Here is a 17,912-nt window from a genome sequence, read left to right on the forward strand (position 1 = left end):
GGTGCCGGGGTCCGGGCTCTCCTTGGCTCAGCCGCGAGGACGGACTACTCGCCGTCCTCGTCGGTCGGCTTCTCCGACTCGTCGACGTCCTGCTCCAGACCGAGCTGCTCCACGAGCCACCGGTCGAACTCGATGGCGGCCCGCACCCAGCTGACCGTCGAGGAGACGAAGTGCTCCAGGCTGACGCCCATGCCGATCAGCATCTGGGCCTCGCCGATCAGGCGGACCGTGCCGTCGTCGTGGGTGTGGGAGTACACCTTGGGCCACAGGGTGCGCCGGTTCCAGTCGTCGACCGACTCGAGGAGCTGGGGCTTCTCGTCGATCTGGTGGGGCCGGTCGTAGAACGTCCGCACCGAGAAGACCTGCTGGTCGCCCTCTCCGCGGAACATGAAGTACGTACGGAACTGCTCCCACGGCGCCGCGAGGTCGCCCTCGTCGTCGACGACGTACTTCAGCTCCATCTGTTCGAGGAGCTGCTTCACAAGATCCTGATCCGGGACGACGGGGCCCGCCGGTCCTTGGGGCTGCGGCTCGGGCTGCTTGCCCCCGAAGTTCGGAATCGAGGACGGGTCGATGCTCACCGTGAATTTCCCTTCGTACGGATCAGGCCATCCTCCACCATGCGGGGAGGGGCCTGGCAAGCCCGCCGTGGCCCTGTCAGCCCAGGGCTGACTTGATCCGGCCGGTCGGGTACCCCCGCGGGGCCCCGGCAACCCGAAGGGACGGGTCGCCGGAGCGGGCGTGGCGTGACGACTACAGCGTCTTGCCACTCGCCGGGCCCACGATCAGGTCGTCGCCGAAGCGGTCCACGCGGACCGTGTCGCCGTCCTTGATCTCGCCGGCGAGGATCTCCCGGGCGAGCCGGTCGCCGATCGCGGTCTGGACGAGGCGGCGCAGCGGGCGGGCGCCGTAGGCCGGGTCGTTGCCCTCCTCCGCCAGCCAGGCGAGGGCCTCGTCGGTGACCTCCAGGGTCAGGCGGCGCTCGGCGAGGCGCCGGGCCAGGCCGTTGATCTGCAGCCGTGCGATGCGGCTCAGCTCGTCCTTGCTGAGCGCCGAGAAGACCACCAGGTCGTCGAGCCGGTTGAGGAACTCCGGCTTGAAGGAGGCCCGCACCACCTCCAGGACCTGCTCCTTCTTCTCCGCCTCGCCGGTGGTCGGGTCGACCAGGTACTGGCTGCCCAGGTTGGAGGTGAGCACCAGGATGGTGTTGCGGAAGTCGACGGTGCGGCCCTGCCCGTCGGTGAGGCGCCCGTCGTCGAGCACCTGGAGCAGGATGTCGAAGACCTCGGGGTGCGCCTTCTCCACCTCGTCGAGCAGCACGACGGTGTACGGCCGCCGCCGCACGGCCTCGGTGAGCTGGCCGCCCTCCTCGTACCCGACGTATCCGGGCGGGGCGCCGACCAGCCGGGCCACGCTGTGCTTCTCGCTGTACTCGCTCATGTCGATGCGGACCATGGCCCGCTCGTCGTCGAAGAGGAAGTCGGCGAGCGCCTTGGCCAGCTCGGTCTTGCCGACACCGGTGGGGCCGAGGAAGAGGAAGGAACCGGTCGGGCGGTCGGGGTCGGCGATCCCGGCCCGGCTGCGCCGTACGGCGTCGGAGACGGCCCGCACGGCCTCGGTCTGCCCGATGAGCCGCTTGCCCAGCTCGTCCTCCATGCGCAGCAGCTTCTGCGTCTCGCCCTCCATGAGGCGCCCGGCGGGGATGCCGGTCCAGGAGGCGACGACGTCGGCGATGTCGTCGGCGCCGACCTCCTCCTTGACCATGGTGTCCCTGGCCACTTCCTCCTCGGCCTCGGAGGCGGCCTCCAGGTCCCGCTCCAGGGTGGGGATCTCGCCGTAGAGCAGCTTGCTGGCGGTGTCGAAGTCGCCGTCGCGCTGCGCGCGTTCGGCCTGCCCGCGCAGTTCGTCGAGCTTCTCCTTCAGCTCGCCGACCCGGTTGAGGGACTGCTTCTCCTTCTCCCAGCGGGCGTTGAGGCCGCGCAGCTCCTCCTCCTTGTCGGCGAGGTCGCGCCGCAGCCGCTCCAGGCGTTCGAGGGAGGCGGCGTCGGTCTCCTTGCCGATCGCCAGCTCCTCCATCTTCAGCCGGTCGACGGCGCGCTGGAGTTCGTCGATCTCGACGGGCGAGGAGTCGATCTCCATGCGCAGCCGGGAGGCGGCCTCGTCGACGAGGTCGATGGCCTTGTCGGGCAGGAAGCGGGAGGTGATGTACCGGTCGGAGAGGCCGGCGGCGGCCACCAGCGCGCTGTCCGCGATCTGCACCTTGTGGTGGGCCTCGTAGCGCCCCTTGAGCCCGCGCAGGATCGCGATGGAGTCCTCGACGGTCGGCTCGGCGACCAGCACCTGCTGGAAGCGGCGCTCCAGGGCGGGGTCCTTCTCGATCCGCTCCCGGTACTCGTCGAGCGTGGTCGCGCCGACCATGCGCAGTTCGCCGCGCGCGAGCATGGGCTTGAGCATGTTCCCGGCGTCCATGGCGGAGTCGCCGCCGGCGCCGGCGCCGACGACGGTGTGCAGCTCGTCGATGAAGGTGACGACCTGCCCCTCGGAGTCCTTGATCTCGGCGAGGACGGTCTTGAGCCGCTCCTCGAACTCGCCCCGGTACTTGGCCCCGGCGACCATCGCCCCGAGGTCCAGCGCCACCAGCCGCTTGTCTTTCAGCGACTCGGGCACGTCCCCCTTGACGATCCGCTGGGCGAGCCCTTCGACGACGGCGGTCTTGCCGACGCCGGGCTCGCCGATGAGCACGGGGTTGTTCTTGGTCCGCCGGCTCAGCACCTGCACGACGCGGCGGATCTCCTGGTCGCGGCCGATGACGGGGTCGAGCTTTCCGTCCCGTGCGGCGGCGGTGAGGTCGGTGCCGAACTTCTCCAGGGCCTTGTACTGGCCCTCGGGGTCGGGAGTGGTCACGCGGCGTCCTCCCCTCGCCTTGCGGAAGGCCTCCTGCAGCTTCTTCGCACTCGCTCCCTGCCCCTCCAGTACCTCACCGGCCGCGCCGCCCTTCGCGGCGATGCCGAGGAGCAGGTGCTCGGTGGAGAGGTACTCGTCCCCGAGTTCCTTGGCGCGGGCCTGGGCGTCGGCGACCACGGCGAGCATCTCACGGCTGGGTTGCGGGGGCGCGACGGTGGACCCGGTCACGCTGGGCAGCCCGCCGACGATGCGCTCGGCGCCGGAGCGTACGGCGGCGAGGTCGGCCTCGACGACGGCGAGCAGGTCGGTGATGTTCTCGTTGTCCTGCCCCTGGAGCAGCGCAAGGAGCAGGTGGGCGGGGGTGAGGTCGGCGTTTCCCTCGGTCACGGCCCGGTTGCTGGCCGCGTTGATCGCGTCCCGGCTCCGGTTGGTCAGCTCGGCGTCCACGTTCTGGCTCTCCTCCTCGCGTAGTGCTGACTCATCCAGCGTACACAAAGTTGAGCCTGCCCCACTCAAGGCGGAGCCTGTACGTCTCCGCCGGAGACCTCCGGGATCGTCGACAAGGGGCCGGGAAGAGGTCCGGGCCCGTCCGCACGAGTGCCTTTTCGGCCAGTCGCAGAGCCGGCCGGTATCGCGAGATGTCCGCACATGCGACAGCGGCGTCACCGTGTTCAGGTCACGGTGACGCCGCTGCCGGGGGGAAGCACCTGAGCGATCTGTTACGACGGGGGAATCGCGTCAGGCACTGCGGGGGGTGGCCGAGATGGTCCTCACTTCGGGGGCGTCCGGCTGCTCGAGCCGGTGGTCCCGCTGGTCCAGGTTCACAAAGATCATTCCGTACCGGATGGCACACCGCACGGGCTGCGGCGCCCCCCGAGGCCGCCGCAGACACCGGTACGCCCGCACGTCGCCGTCCTCATCCAGCGTGACGACGACCGGCTCGCCGAAGACGGTCACCATCAGGGAGTCACCGGCGTGCGGGATCGCGGTGACCAGGTCGATGAAGTGCCAGCCGGAGCGGTAGGCGGTGGCCATTTCTCGACGGAAGGAGCGGTCGTCAGGTGGCGTCGTCATCGCACTCAGTCCCAGGACGTGTCGTCGGCGCGGTCGACCCCTGCAACCACCGTGGCCGATGCCACCTTCGCCTGAACCTCACTGGACTTGCCGGCCAGGCCGCTCGCGACCCCAAGCACCACGACGGCGGAAAGAGCAGCGGCAAGTACCGAGCGAAGCATTCTCTTACTCATAGTCGGCTTCGTCCTCACTCGATGGTCTCCTCTTCCCCCGTCGGATAAGACGATGGCTCATTCAGGCACGTCATGGCCACACAATCGGTGCATCATGTTCCTGCACGTTCAGGACCCTGGGGGGTGGATAAATGGGGACACAAGAGACACATGCGGCACATCCCCATGCCGTCACCGAACTGTGTGACGAAGGCAGTCGGCTGTACGTCAGCGCCTTGCGTGCGGGACGCATCGCTCGATCGGACGTCGAATCGGCCCCCTGCCTGATGGAATTCGCCCTGCTCCACCCGGATCCCGACGACGCCCATTGGCTGCGTCCCGTCCCTCCGACGGTAGCCCTGGCGCAGCGCCTCCATCCCATCGAACGGGAAATCACAGAACGCAGGCGTCTGTCGGTCCAGTTGGCAGACGCCTTCGAGCCGTTCATGGCCGCGAGTGCCCAGAGCACGACGTCCACCCACTCCATCACCGTGTTGGAAGGCAGAGACCGGATCAACGCGGCGCTCAATCTCGCCACCTCCGAATGCCACACCGAGGTGCTCACCGTGCAGCCCGGCAAACGGCGTATGGAAAGCAACCTCCTCAAGGGCCTGGAACGCGACAGACCACTGATCGAGCGTGGCGTGCGGCTGCGGACCCTGTACCAGCACACCGCCCGTCACAGCCCCGAGACCCTTGCCTACGTGGATCAGATCGCCAGCGGCAAGGTCGAGGTCCGCACCATAGACGAACTGGTCGAGCGACTCATCATCTGCGACGAGACCGTTGCCTTCATACCGATACGAGAAGACCGCCAGGTCGCCCTTGAGCTGCGTCATCCCGGGCTGGTTCGGTACCTGACCAAGGTGTTCGAGTTCATGTGGGCGCGCGCGGTGCCGCTGAAGGTGGGAACGCCGTACGAGACCGCGCCGGACGGAATCACCGACATCCAGCACTCCATCGCCAAGCTCCTGGTGGAAGGGCATGTCGACGAGGCCATCGCCCGACGTCTCGGCATGAACGTCCGTACGTGCCGGGCCCACATCGCCAAACTGGCCTTGGCCCTCGGAAGCGGCAGTCGTGCCCAGCTCGGCTACCTCATAGCCCGGTCCGGGATCCTGGAAAAGGATCACTGATCCCACGTAGACGAAGAGAGCCGCACGTGACCCCAGAGGTGCACAGCCACGGATCGGAGGAGCTGTGTGACGCGGGCCTGGAGCTCTACGCCCGTGCGCTGCGCGAAGGACATGTGTCCAGCGACTCGGCGGCCATGGCACCCTGTCTGATCGACAACGGCATGCTCCACCCCGCAGTCGAGGATCTAGGCCGGCTGGAGCCCGTCCCACCCACCGTCGCGCTACAGCGCCTGCTCCGCTTCTCGGAGGACCGCATCGCCAACGAACGGCGTCGCGGGCAACGCATGGCCGATATCTTCGAGCCCCTCATGCGTCTGGGAGCGCCCAGCATCGCCACCGAGGACACCCCGGCGCTCAGGATCCTCAGCAGCAAGAGACGGACGGGCCAGGCCATCGAGGAGGCCATGGCCGAGGGCAGAGAAGAGCTCCTCGCGATCCAGCCGCACGACGCGCAAGTCTCCAAGCGCCCCGACATTCTCGAAGGGGCCATGAAGCGGGACCAGGACTTCCTCGACCGCGGCGCCCGGATAAGGGCGCTGTACCAGCACACCATCCGCCACGCCCCCTACACGCGCGCCCGCTACGAACACCTGACCGGCGACGTGGAGGCCCGCACTCTCGACGAGGTCACCGAACGCCTCATCGTCATCGACCGCACCGTGGCCTTCATCCCCGCCAGCGCCGACCGCTCACTCGCCCTCGAAGTCCGCCACCCCGCCCTCATCGCCTACTTCGTCAACATCTTCGACCGCCTCTGGCACCTCGCCACCCCCATGCACCCCCAAGCCGTCCAGCAACCCACTCTCAACGGCATCACCCCCCGCCAACGCGCCATAGCCGCCCTCCTCGTCGAAGGCCACACCGACTCCGACATCGCCGACCGCCTCGGCATGAACGTCCGCACCGCACGCGTCCACATCGCCAAGCTCGCCGCCACCCTCGGGAGTGAGAGCCGGGCTCAGCTCGGGTATCTCATCGGGCAGTCGGGGATTCTCGACCGGGAAGGATGACGGGGGCGGGAGACGTCCGCGGGGAGCCGTCCAGGCCGGCTTGGGCTATCCGGACGCCCAACTGCGTGCGGCTGGCCGCGCCCAGGGTTTCCGAGAGGCGGGCGATGTGCGCGCGGGCCGTGCGGACGCTGATGCCGAGGCGTTCCGCGATCACCGCGTCCTGGTGGCCCTCCGCGAGGAGCGCCGCGATGGACTGCTCGCGGTGGGAGATGCCCTCGATGCCGGTGTCGGGGAGGGGAGCCGTCAGGGGGATGGCGAGGCGCCACAGGCGCTCGAAGACCGTGACCAGGTAGGCGATCAGGGCCGGGTGGCGCAGTTCGAGGGCCATCGTGCGGTCGGTGTTGGCGGGGATGAAGGCCACGGTGCGGTCGAAGAGGATGAGGCGGTCGATGACCTCGTCCAGGGTGCGGGCCTCCACCGCGTCACCCATGAGTTCCAGGTAGTTGAGCAGCCCCTGCCCGTGCCGGGCCACGTGGGTGTACAGGTCCCGCATCCGCACCCCGCGCCCGCGCAGCGCCAGCGCCCGGTGGAGCCCCTCCGACAGCTCGTGCTCGCGCCGGATGCCGCCGGGCTGGACGGTGAGCACCTCCGTCGTGCAGACGGCCGTCGCCTCGTCCATCGCGGCCTGGATGCGGGACAGGCCGTCGAGGACGCGGATTGCGGTCGACTCGGGGCCGGCCGGGGGCTGGAGCAGGCGGCCAAGCCCGGCGTACCACTCGAAGGCCTCCACGGCCGAGCCCACCCGCCGCTGACTCGCGCTGACCTCCTCCTGGACGCCGCGCAGCAGCCGTGTCATGACCTCCTGCGGGGAGGTCGGCACCAGCCAGTCCATGTCGTCGGGGTCGGGGTGCAGCAGGGCCAGTTCGAGGAGGCAGGGGACCGGCTCGGCGTCACGGCGCGGCACCCTCCCGCGTCGCACGGCCCGGGAGTAGACGCGGTCCCCGGCCGCGCAGAGCCGGTCTGCCCCGTGCGGGTGCTCCTGAGCCCCGTGCCCGGTCATCGCCCATTCCACCCCCGGTTCCGGCCCTTCCGCAGCGCAACTATGCGCGGCCGGGACCGGCTCCGCAACACGGCTCCGCCGCCACCGAGGCCTTGTATGTATGGGAATCCACCCTTACGCCCACCCTCCGCTACCCCTCATTGCAACAAGCTGAAGGTGCCGGAGACATGTACGCAGCGTGCATGCTGGGTAACGGCGGGGCCTGACCGACTCCGCCGTCGTACCGGGAGCCCCGGCTGCCGTCGTGTCAGCGAGGGCGAGGCCTTCGGACCGGCGAGCCGGCGGACAAGTGGGGGAGGACAGAGATCGTGATACGCGTGGGCATTCTCGGCCGGGAGCCGCTGGAACGGGCCGGCGTCGGACGCGTCCTGGAGGCGGACAGCAGGATCCGGGTCGTCGGCGAGGCATCGGAAGCGGAGTCGCACCTGGTGCGGGCTGTCCGGCTGGATGTCCTGGTCAGCAGTCATGCCAGCACGGACGACGCGCTCGACACCCTTCGGTTACCGAAGGCGGCCGGGCCGAAAGCCGCGAACGTCCCCGTCTCCCATCCGGCGCACGTCGTACTGGTCGACCACTTGTCGGAACACGCCACGCGCATGCTGCTGCATCACGGGGCCCGCGGGATCCTGCTGCGCGGCAACTCCGTGCAGCACCTTCCCTGGGCGATACGAGCGGCAGCCGCGGGCACGGTCGCGCTCGGACCCGTCGCCGCCCAGTTCCTGGTCGACCAATACGTTCAGCCCGGCCGCGCCGCCGACGCGGTGGCCAGTGCGCGCAACATGCTGAAGAAGCTCAGCTCCAGGGAACGGGAGATCGTGCGGTTGCTCGCGGACGGCGTCTCGAATCCCGACATGGCCGAGACTCTGGGGATCAGCACCCACACGGTGAAGGACCACATCCGCGGGGTCTACACCAAGCTTGGTGTGGACAACCGTGTGCAGGCCTCCCGGATCGTGTGGCAGGCACAGGTGCGTGCTCAGCCGGCAACTGCGCAGGCACAGGACTCGGTCACCTGCGACGACCGCCAGATGCCGTAATCGCCCCGTGCCGCTGTCATCGGCAGTACGCCCCCGGCGGGCGCTTCCCCGCCGTGAACGAATTGGCGGCCGGACTGGACGTGGCGCCGAGCACGGTGCAGAACGCCGTGGCCGCACTCGGGCGGAAGGGCGGCTCTACACCGTGCTCGGTCAGGGCTCGTTCGTCCAGGGGAAGCGGCCGAGGGGTGCGGGCCGTGTGTCCCCGCACCCCTCGGATGTGTCGCGACGCGTTGGTCAGTCGTTGCGCGGGCGCCACACCAGCCCCGCCGCGGACGCCGTACGCGCGCCCCACCAGGCCATCACCGCCGCGCACGCCAACCCGGCCGCGCCCACCGCCGACAGCGCGGACAGCCGGTCGGCGGAGTCCGCCATCAGCGGTGTCGTCACGTACCAGGTCACGGCGACGGCCGCGCACACGGCGAATGCGGTCGGCACGAGCAAGGACCAGACGGAGACCGAGTAGTACACGCGGCCGTTGCCGCTCAATACCGACACCGGGCCCAACTCGCGCCCCGCTCGGACGAATTGGGCCACGGCGCCGACCCCGGCCACAACCACGATCACCAGCACGCCCGCGACGGAGAGCAACTCCAGCCACCGCCCGGCCGCGATGCCCTCCCCGCTGCCTCCGAAGGTGCCTGCCATCGCGAACACCTCAACATCCGTCGCCATGGCCACATGCGCGTTGGCGGCCCGGTGCACCCGTGACAGGGACAGCTGCCGTCCGTCCTGCGCCAGCACCACCAGGGCCGCTTCCTCGGACGTACGCACCGTCTTGGACACGTCTCCGGTACGGGCGTGAAGACGCACCCCGACCGATCGCTCCAGCTCCGCCGCCCGGGCCAGCCCGGCGTGGCGGGTACGCAGCTCGACGGGGGCCGTGGCAGGGCACTTGGTGCCCAGGTCTCGCCATACCGAGCAGTCCGCGACGAGGTCGATCCGCCCCGACCGGGGGTCCCTCGTCATGGCCAGGGCATGCACTCCCGTCCCCAGGTCCCTTTCGAAGGACGCCACGTCGGCAGTGGTCGTGGACAGCGTCGTGGACACCTGCACCACGCTGGTGCCCAGGTGTTCTTCGACGGCCTCGACGCGGTCGCTCATGTCCGTGAACAGACTGATAGCGATTTGCCCCTGTGCGGCGAGACCCACCGCAACGACCACCGCAGCCACCAGTCGCGCGACCGGACGGGCGCCCACCGCGAGGCGACGACCGGCGACCAGCATGCCCACCCGGCCCCGCGCGGCACCGAGCCTGGCCAGTGCGGGTCCCGCCGCCGACACCACCGCACCGGCCACCCCGGGCAGCAACGCGATCGTGATCACGCTGCCGGCCGCCAGAACGGGCAGACGCAGGTCGTACGGCGCCAGATCGGTACCCCGCACCGTGCCGAAGAGCGCCACGGGAAACAGCCACAGCATCCACTCGCGGCGCCGTTTGGCGGCCACGGGCCGGGTCGAGGCACCGGGTCGGTAGCGCGGCTGGAGCAGCACCAGGGTTGCGAGCACGGCCAGGGGCACTCCCACCACTGCGCCCACCAGGCCGGGGAGCGCCGCGCGGGCGTCGGCGACGTACAGCACGAAGTCGACGACGGGCAGCGGTGTGTCGGTGAGGAGTACCGGAGCGACGGCCCCGGCCGCCGCCAACGCGCCGAGGGCCACGGGCAGCACCGCCTCGCCCACCGTGAACCAGGCCCGGGCACCGCCGGATGCGCCCAGCGCGGTAAGGACGGCGGAACGACGGTCCCGGGCCGCGGCGCCGACCCGGGCGGCGATCACGACGAACAGTCCGGCGGGGAGGCCCGCCAACGCCAGGTAGGCCCAGTAGAACTCCTTGGAGCCGAAGTTGTACATGTGCTCCCCGAGCGAAGGCGTCCAGGAGACGCCGAATCCCGAGGCCCTGGTCATCTCCTCAGGGTCCAGCCGCTCGGCCGTCGGCCGTACATACGCGAAATACTCGCTCGGCGACTCCAGGCCGCCCGCAGCGATGGTGCCCTCGGCCCGTCCGTACTCCTCGCTCAGCCGAGGTCCGGCTGCCTTCAGTGCCGGGGAGAGCACTGCCTCGCCGGGCCTCGGCCACCGGTTGAGGCCCGGCGGCAGCGGTGCGTCGGACGTGAGGGGCTCGATGTACACCACGTCGTACTGGCGGTCGTCGACACTCGCCAGGGTCGCCCTCCACAGCAGCGTGGCGGAGCCGTCGTCCGCGACTTGCGGCCAGCGGGCCTGGCTGCGCTCGGTGCGACCGTCGAAAGAGGACGCGGCGAGCAGGAATCCGCAGACCGCGAGGACCGCCACCGTGGTGGCCGCGAACAACGCGAAGTAGCGAATGCGGCCGGCCTCGGCCGATCGGGACGCTGCCCGTCCCATGCGCAGGAGCGTGCGTCGCAGACCGCCGCCGTTCACCGCGCCTCCTGGGCGTGCACCAGGCGCCCCTCGTGCAGGTGCAGCCGCACGTCGGCACGACCGGCCACCATCGGGTCGTGCGTGACGACCACCAGGGCGCACCCGTGCTCCCTCGGGGTACTGAACAGCAGGTCGGCCACGGCTTCCCGCTGTTCACCGTCGAGTGCACCAGTCGGCTCGTCCGCCAGCAGCAGTTCCGGCATGTTGACCAGGGCGCGAGCCACGGCGACGCGCTGCCTCTCCCCGCCCGACAGGTCCTGGGTGGCCGTGGCCTCGGGGACTCCCAGTCGGGTGAGCAGGGACTCGGCGCGGGAGCGGGCCTCGTTGACCGCGTCGCCGGCCAGCAGGCTCGCGATCATCACGTTCTCCACCGAGGTGAGTTCGGGGAGAAGCTCGCCGAACTGGAAGACCATGCCTACGTGCCGGCGCCGGTGAGCGGCGAGGGCACGCGCGGACAGCCGCGTCACGTCCTGTCCCACGACCTCGACGCGCCCCGACTGCGGGCGGATCAGCCCCATGACGCACATCAGCAAGGTGGACTTGCCGCTACCGGAGGGACCCATCACGGACACGGAACTGCCCGCCGGGACGGCGAGGTCGGCACCGTCCAGCAGGCTCCGGCCGGACACGCCGTAGACCACCTCGTTCAGACGCAGGGCAAGTGGCACGGGGGTTGAGGACACGCGGAACTCCCTTGGTCGCAGGGGGATCACTCGATGTGGACGGCGATGGCAACGCACGCCTGACCGAGAGGCCGGTCGGCCCCTCGGTCAGGCTGTGGTCGAGCTGTGCGGGCGGGCCCGTCAGTCGGAGTACCAACTGGTGTGCCAGTCCGGCAGGTTGTTGCGCGACACGGTGCCGCGGGCCTTGAATATCTCGGAGTGCCTGCCGCTTTCGACGGTGCCCCTGTTGCCGTCGTTGTCGGAGGGACCGCTCGGGCCGCCCTTGTTCCACAGCGTCAGCTTGGTACCCGAGTGGGCCACGCGGTAGTACTCCGCCTTCACCCAGTGGCTGGAACCGGTGTCCTTGATGTTCATGATCGAGCGGTTGCCCTCGGTCCAGAAGCGGAGTTCCCCGCTGTAGGAGTGCGGGCCGATCTCGTACGCGAAGGCAGGCGTAGCCGTGCTCAGAGCCAGGGCGGCGATGGCCCCGACCCCCAGCCGTCGTGCGATTCTGACGTTCACCGAACTGCGTCCCCTCGTCTGACGGAGTCCCCTGACCGCAATGGGCGGCCGGGAGGGAACCGCACGGGAGAAAGCTGTGCGGTTCCTGTGACTGTCAGACTGCTCCGGGACGACCGACCGGAGAATCCACCTGTTGGGGGGTATGTCCGTATCCCCCACCCTCTCGGGGGGGGCGTCGGACCTACTTCAGCCCCGCCTCCGCGCACGCGTCCTCGTACTTCGCGGTGCAGATGTCGGTGAGCTTGTAGAAGCCGTCCGCGATGACCGTGTCCTCGATGTTGTCCTTGGTGAGGGCGACGACGGGGACGAGCTGGGCGGGGATGCCCTTGTGGGTGGGGCTGTCGACCTTGTCGCGGGCCAGCGCCTCGAACTGGATGTCGCGGCCCTGGACGCGGGCCACGGCCATCTCCGCGGCGTTCTCCGCCTCCTGCGGGTAGGACTTGTACACGCTCATGTACTGCTCGCCGGTGACGATCCGCTGCACCGCGGAGAGTTCCGCGTCCTGGCCGGTGATCGGGGGCAGGTCCGTGACGCCCGCGTCCTCCAGGGCCTTGATGATGCCGCCGGCCATGCCGTCGTTGGCGGAGTAGACGCCCGCGATGTTCTTCTTGCCGATCTTCCCGATCGCCTCGGTCATGTTCGCCTCGGCGTTCTCCGGCTTCCAGTCCTTGGTGTCGAAGGACTGGGCGATCGTCACCTTGCCGTTCAGCTCGGACAGCGCGCCCGCCTTGAACTGCTTGGCGTTCGGGTCGGTGGACGAGCCGTTCATCATGACGATCTTGTCGGAGCTGGACGGGTCGCCGCCCAGCGCCTCGATCAGCGAACGGCCCTGGACCTCGCCGACCAGTTCGTTGTCGAAGGAGATGTACGCGTCGATCGGGCCCTCGGCCAGCCGGTCGTAGGCGATCACGGGGATGCCGGCGTCCTTGGCCTTCTGCACGCCCTCCGCGATGGCGTGGGCGTCGACCGCGTCCAGCACGATCACATCGACCTTGTCGTTGATCATCTGCTGCATCTGGTCGGCCTGCTTGGTGGCGCTGGCCTCGGCGTTGGCGTACTTGACGTTGCCCTCGTCGCGCGTGAGGTCGCCGACCTTCGCCTTGAAGAAGGGGTAGTCGAACTGCTCGTAGCGCGTGTTCTCCTTCTCCGGCAGCAGCAGGCCGACGGTGATGTCGTTGCCCTTGGTCGGGCTCGCGTCGTCGCTGCTCTCCGAAGCGCCCAGCACACCGCAGGAGGCCAGCGAGAAGGTCATCAGGGACGCGGCCACGGATATGGCGATACGACGGGGACGGCTACTCACTGCGCTTTGCCTTCCGACACACGGGTGTGGTGGACGAACCGGGTGGGCCCGGGCGGACCGGGTGGCCCGAGCGGACCAAGTGGCTCCGGTGCCCCCTGGGGCCCCGGCGACCCCCGGTGAAGGAAGCCAACGCTGTCTTCACCAAATCGTCAAGAAGTACTAGACCAATGAGACAGCACCGTTGTGAACCAGCCCCGGAGGACGGGGTGGTCCTCCGGGGCTGTCGATGCCGTATTCCCTTGTGCCGCCTGCCGGTCCCGGTCAGTCCGGGGACTGGCCGTGGCGCTTGGGACGCCAGACCACCAACGCGCTGGTCTGCTGTACCTCTTGGTAGGGGACCAGGTCACGGCGGTACGACGCGTGCACCGCGGCCTCGCGCTGGCGCATCGCCGTGGCCGCGCCGTCGAGCGCGGCGGCCAGCTCGGCCGCCCTCGCCTGGAGGGCGGCGACCTGGTTCTCCAGCTCGATGATGCGCTTGATTCCGGCCAGGTTGATGCCCTCGTCCTGCGACAACTGCTGCACCTGCCGGAGCAGTTCGATGTCGCGGGCCGAGTACCGCCGGCCGCGGCCGGGGGTGCGGTCCGGGGAGACCAGGCCGAGGCGGTCGTACTGCCGCAGCGTCTGCGGGTGCAGTCCGGAGAGCTGGGCCGCCACCGAGATGACGTAGACCGGGGTGTCCTCGGTCAGTTCGTACGGGTTGCGTCGACGACCGTCCATTCCCGTCAAGCTCCCTTCGCGGCCTGGAACAACTCCGCCCGCGGATCCTCGTCCGCGGTCGCCTCGCGATACGCCTCCAGCGCCTCACGAGCCTTCCCCGTCAGGTCCTTCGGAACACTCACCTCCACGGTGACCAGAAGGTCGCCGCGCGTGCCGTCCTTGCGGACCGCGCCCTTGCCCCGGGCCCGCATGGTCCGGCCGCCGGGTGTGCCCGCCGGCAGCTTCAGCGTGACGGGCGGACCGCCCAGGGTCGGGACCCTGACCTCGCCGCCGAGGGCCGCCTCGGCGTAGGTGACCGGTACGGTGACGGTGAGGTTGTCGCCCCGGCGGCCGAAGACGGGGTGTTCCTTGACGTGCACGACCACGTACAGGTCGCCCGCCGGACCGCCCCGCTCGCCCGGCGTGCCCTTGCCGCGCAGCCGGATGCGCTGCCCGTCGGAGACCCCGGCGGGGATGCGGACCTGCATCGTCCGCGAGGACTTGGCGCGTCCGGAGCCCTTGCAGACGTCGCAGGGGTCCTCGGCGATCAGGCCGCGGCCCTTGCAGTCGGGGCACGGGTCGGTGAGCGAGAAGCCGCCGCCCGAACCCCGGGCGACCTGGCCGGTGCCGACGCAGGTCGGGCACACGCGCGGCGTGCCGTTCTTGTCGCCGGTGCCCGAACAGGCCTTGCAGGGAGCCTGCGAGGACATCCTGAGCGGCACGGTCGCGCCCTCGATGGCCTCGATGAAGCTGAGGGTGACCTCGGACTCGATGTCCTGCCCGCGCCGCGGCTGCGTGCGCGTGCCGGCGCCCGGTGAGCCGCCGGTGCGGTTGAACAGGCCGCCGAAGACGTCCCCGAGGCCGCCGCCGAAGCCGCCGGCGCCCTGGCCCCCGCCCTGGGCGCCGCCTCCGAAGAGGTCGCCCAGGTCGAAGTTGAAGGTGCCGCCGCCCGCGCCCGGCCCCGGCCTGAAGCCGCCGTTGCCGAAGAGGCTGCGGGCCTCGTCGTACTCCTTGCGCTTCTTGGGGTCACCGAGGATGTCGTTGGCCTCGGAGATCTCCTTGAAGCGCTCCTCCGCCTTGACGTTGCCCTTGTTGGCGTCCGGGTGGTTCTCGCGGGCGAGCTTCCGGTACGCCTTCTTGATCTCGGCCTCGGTGGCGTCCTTGGGGACGCCGAGAACCTTGTAGTAGTCCTTCTCGATGAAGTCCTTCGTGCTCATCCCCGACGTCCCTCCTCTCGCGCCCTACGTGTCACTTCGAGCTCAGCCCTCGTCCGGGCCACCGCTCTCCTTGTTGCCGCCGTTGTCCTTCGCCTCGGCGTCCTGCGCGTCGGTGGCGTCCTCGGCCGGCTTGACCGTCTGGGCGCCCGGCTGCGGCTCGGCGACCGCCACCCGCGCGGGGCGGATGGTGCGTTCGCCGATCCGGTACCCGGGCTGCAGGATCGCCACGCAGGTCGTCTCGGTGACGTCCGGTGCGTAGGAGTGCATCAGGGCCTCGTGGATCGTCGGGTCGAAGGGCTCGCCCTCCTTGCCGAACTGCTGGAGGCCCATCTTGGCGATGACGGTCTCCAGCGAATCCGCGACGGACTTGAAGCCGCCGACCAGTTCGCCGTGCTCCTGGGCGCGGCCGATGTCGTCGAGTACGGGAAGCAGCTCGGACAGGAGGTTCGCGACGGCGATCTCCTTGACCGCGACGCGGTCCCGCTCGACCCGGCGGCGGTAGTTCTGGTACTCGGCCTGGAGGCGCTGGAGGTCCGCCGTGCGCTCGCCGAGCGCCGTACGTGCCTGGTCCAGCTGGGCCACCAGGCCCGCGTTCTCACTTGCGTCCCCGGCCGGGGCCGCCCCCTCTTCGGAGGCGGCCTGCGGCTCGGCGGCGTCAGGGGTGGCGCCAGAGGGGACGTCGGGCTTCTCGTCGAAGCCCGGGGTCTCCTCGGTCACGCCGCACCGTCCTTGCGCTCGTCGTCCACGATCTCGGCGTCGACGACGTCGTCGTCGGCCTTGTCACCGGCCTGGGCACCCGCGCCGGGGGCCTCGCCGCCGGCGGCCTGCGCGGCCTGGGCGTCGGCGTACATGGCCTGGCCCAGCTTCTGCGAGACGGCGGCGACCTTCTCGGTGGCGGTGCGGATCTCGGCGGTGTCCTCGCCCTTGAGCTTCTCCTTCAGCTCGGCGACGGCGGACTCGACCTCGGTCTTCACCTCGCCGGGGACCTTGTCCTCGTTGTCCTTGAGGAACTTCTCCGTCTGGTAGACGAGCTGCTCGCCCTGGTTGCGGGACTCGGCGGCCTCGCGGCGGGCGTGGTCCTCCTCCGCGTACTTCTCGGCCTCCTGGCGCATCCGGTCGACCTCGTCCTTCGGCAGCGAGGAGCCGCCGGTGACGGTCATCTTCTGCTCCTTGCCCGTGCCCAGGTCCTTCGCGGTCACGTGCATGATGCCGTTGGCGTCGATGTCGAAGGCGACCTCGATCTGCGGGACGCCGCGGGGCGCCGGCGGCAGACCGGTCAGCTCGAACATCCCGAGCTTCTTGTTGTACGCCGCGATCTCGCGCTCGCCCTGGTAGACCTGGATCTGCACGGAGGGCTGGTTGTCCTCGGCGGTGGTGAAGATCTCCGAGCGCTTGGTCGGGATCGTCGTGTTCCGCTCGATCAGCTTGGTCATGATGCCGCCCTTGGTCTCGATACCGAGGGACAGCGGGGTGACGTCGAGCAGCAGGACGTCCTTGACCTCGCCCTTGAGGACACCGGCCTGCAGGGCGGCGCCGATGGCGACGACCTCGTCCGGGTTGACGCCCTTGTTGGCGTCCTTGCCGCCGGTCAGCTCCTTGACCAGCTCGGCGACGGCGGGCATACGGGTGGAACCGCCGACGAGGACGACGTGGTCGATCTCGGACAGCTGGATGCCGGCGTCCTTGATGACGTTGTGGAACGGCGTCTTGCAGCGCTCCAGCAGGTCGGAGGTCAGCTGCTGGAACTGGGCGCGGGTGAGCTTCTCGTCCAGGTGCAGGGGGCCCTCGGCGGACGCCGTGATGTAGGGCAGGTTGATCGTGGTCTCGGTGGACGAGGACAGCTCGATCTTCGCCTTCTCGGCGGCCTCGCGCAGGCGCTGCAGCGCCATCTTGTCCTTGGCCAGGTCCACGCCGTGGCCGGACTGGAACTGCTTGACCAGGTAGTCGACGACACGCTGGTCCCAGTCGTCACCACCGAGGTTGTTGTCACCGTTGGTGGCCTTCACCTCGACGACGCCGTCGCCGATCTCCAGCAGCGAGACGTCGAACGTGCCGCCACCGAGGTCGAAGACCAGGATGACCTGCTCGTCCTTGTCCAGGCCGTACGCCAGCGCGGCGGCGGTCGGCTCGTTGACGATGCGCAGGACGTTGAGGCCCGCGATCTCACCGGCCTCCTTGGTGGCCTGGCGCTCGGCGTCGTTGAAGTACGCCGGGACGGTGATGACCGCGTCGGTCACCTTCTCGCCCAGGTAGGACTCGGCGTCCCGCTTCAGCTTCTGCAGCACGAAGGCGCTGATCTGCTGCGGGTTGAAGTCCTTGCCGTCCAGGTTGACCTTCCAGTCGGTGCCCATGTGGCGCTTGACCGAGCGGATGGTCCTGTCGACGTTGGTGACCGCCTGGCGCTTGGCGACCTCGCCGACGAGCACCTCACCGTTCTTGGCGAAGGCGACGACGGACGGCGTGGTCCTGGCGCCCTCGGCGTTGGTGATGACGGTGGGCTCGCCGCCCTCCAGAACGCTGACGACGGAGTTAGTCGTGCCCAGGTCGATGCCGACCGCACGTGCCATGGTGAATAACCTCCAGCTGACTTGAGTGGAACAGGCTCAAGTGTGCATGACGCCCGGCATCGGGTCAACAGAGGTGAGCCGGGCAGACTCAACTCTTATCCGTTCCTTACGCGCAACGGCGCCCCGACCTGCACTTTCTCGGCACACGGGGTACGACGAACCGGAAAAATCGCCACCCGAAGGGGCGCACCGTCCGGCCCTCCGGTTGCCCCACCGGGCACCCGGGACACATCGG

General features: G+C 69.6%; 16 protein-coding genes. 3 read left to right on the forward strand and 13 right to left on the reverse strand.

The features are described from left to right. Positions 1-44 precede the first annotated feature (44 nt). From D1J63_RS17355 to D1J63_RS17370, 4 genes are all read right to left on the reverse strand, one after another. Positions 45-581 (reverse strand): YbjN domain-containing protein, encoded by a 537-nt coding sequence (locus D1J63_RS17355; RefSeq protein ID WP_102931246.1) that lies wholly within the window; start codon positions 579-581, stop codon positions 45-47. A 172-nt stretch (positions 582-753) separates the two neighbouring features. After that, a complete protein-coding gene (gene clpB, locus D1J63_RS17360) occupies positions 754-3,351 on the reverse strand; it encodes an ATP-dependent chaperone ClpB (protein ID WP_125629763.1) in 2,598 nt (865 codons plus the stop codon). Between the two features lie 291 nt (positions 3,352-3,642). Next, on the reverse strand, positions 3,643-3,978 hold the full coding sequence (locus D1J63_RS17365) for a hypothetical protein (RefSeq protein ID WP_125629765.1): 336 nt from the start codon (positions 3,976-3,978) through the stop codon (positions 3,643-3,645). Positions 3,979-3,983: 5 nt separating this feature from the next. Then, positions 3,984-4,151, reverse strand: a complete 168-nt coding sequence (locus D1J63_RS17370; protein ID WP_164712658.1) for a hypothetical protein — start codon at positions 4,149-4,151, stop codon at positions 3,984-3,986. A 131-nt stretch (positions 4,152-4,282) separates the two neighbouring features. Between D1J63_RS17370 and D1J63_RS17375 the strand changes: the two genes are divergently transcribed. Beyond that, complete coding sequence (locus tag D1J63_RS17375; protein ID WP_125629769.1) at positions 4,283-5,266, forward strand: helix-turn-helix transcriptional regulator; 984 nt, start codon at positions 4,283-4,285, stop codon at positions 5,264-5,266. Between the two features lie 26 nt (positions 5,267-5,292). Continuing rightward, a complete protein-coding gene (locus D1J63_RS17380) occupies positions 5,293-6,276 on the forward strand; it encodes a LuxR C-terminal-related transcriptional regulator (protein ID WP_125629772.1) in 984 nt (327 codons plus the stop codon). Here D1J63_RS17380 and D1J63_RS17385 read toward each other — a convergent pair. Next, positions 6,239-7,276: a LuxR C-terminal-related transcriptional regulator gene (locus D1J63_RS17385; protein WP_102931240.1), complete on the reverse strand. Its 1,038-nt coding sequence runs from the start codon at positions 7,274-7,276 to the stop codon at positions 6,239-6,241. The genes D1J63_RS17380 and D1J63_RS17385 overlap by 38 nt on opposite strands. A gap of 317 nt (positions 7,277-7,593) precedes the next feature. Here D1J63_RS17385 and D1J63_RS17390 point away from each other — a divergent pair, with 317 nt between their 5' ends. Beyond that, positions 7,594-8,313 carry a response regulator transcription factor gene (locus tag D1J63_RS17390; protein WP_125629774.1) on the forward strand — a complete coding sequence of 240 codons (720 nt, stop codon included), beginning with the start codon at positions 7,594-7,596 and terminating at the stop codon, positions 8,311-8,313. Between the two features lie 234 nt (positions 8,314-8,547). Here the strand turns inward: D1J63_RS17390 and D1J63_RS17395 are convergent, their stop codons facing one another. From D1J63_RS17395 to dnaK, 8 genes are all read right to left on the reverse strand, one after another. Then, a complete protein-coding gene (locus tag D1J63_RS17395; RefSeq protein ID WP_125629776.1) occupies positions 8,548-10,677 on the reverse strand; it encodes a hypothetical protein in 2,130 nt (709 codons plus the stop codon). A 32-nt stretch (positions 10,678-10,709) separates the two neighbouring features. Next, the gene (locus D1J63_RS17400) at positions 10,710-11,396 is read right to left on the reverse strand and encodes an ABC transporter ATP-binding protein (protein ID WP_125629778.1); all 687 of its coding nucleotides are present in this window, start codon (positions 11,394-11,396) and stop codon (positions 10,710-10,712) included. Between the two features lie 120 nt (positions 11,397-11,516). Then, positions 11,517-11,897: a hypothetical protein gene (locus D1J63_RS17405; protein WP_125629780.1), complete on the reverse strand. Its 381-nt coding sequence runs from the start codon at positions 11,895-11,897 to the stop codon at positions 11,517-11,519. Between the two features lie 181 nt (positions 11,898-12,078). After that, positions 12,079-13,197, reverse strand: coding sequence for a substrate-binding domain-containing protein (locus D1J63_RS17410; RefSeq protein ID WP_125629782.1), 1,119 nt, complete (start codon positions 13,195-13,197; stop codon positions 12,079-12,081). A gap of 261 nt (positions 13,198-13,458) precedes the next feature. Beyond that, complete coding sequence (locus D1J63_RS17415) at positions 13,459-13,914, reverse strand: helix-turn-helix transcriptional regulator (RefSeq protein ID WP_125629783.1); 456 nt, start codon at positions 13,912-13,914, stop codon at positions 13,459-13,461. A 5-nt stretch (positions 13,915-13,919) separates the two neighbouring features. Next, positions 13,920-15,110 (reverse strand): molecular chaperone DnaJ, encoded by a 1,191-nt coding sequence (gene dnaJ / locus D1J63_RS17420; protein ID WP_102931238.1) that lies wholly within the window; start codon positions 15,108-15,110, stop codon positions 13,920-13,922. Positions 15,111-15,152: 42 nt separating this feature from the next. Then, positions 15,153-15,827, reverse strand: a complete 675-nt coding sequence (grpE, locus tag D1J63_RS17425) for a nucleotide exchange factor GrpE (RefSeq protein ID WP_125629785.1) — start codon at positions 15,825-15,827, stop codon at positions 15,153-15,155. Continuing rightward, positions 15,824-17,677, reverse strand: coding sequence for a molecular chaperone DnaK (gene dnaK, locus D1J63_RS17430; RefSeq protein ID WP_102931236.1), 1,854 nt, complete (start codon positions 17,675-17,677; stop codon positions 15,824-15,826). The genes grpE and dnaK overlap by 4 nt, the downstream gene beginning before the upstream one ends. Between the last annotated feature and the right edge of the window lie 235 nt (positions 17,678-17,912).

It is taken from the genome of Streptomyces sp. KPB2 (assembly GCF_003950055.1).
GTDB lineage: Bacteria > Actinomycetota > Actinomycetes > Streptomycetales > Streptomycetaceae > Streptomyces > Streptomyces salinarius.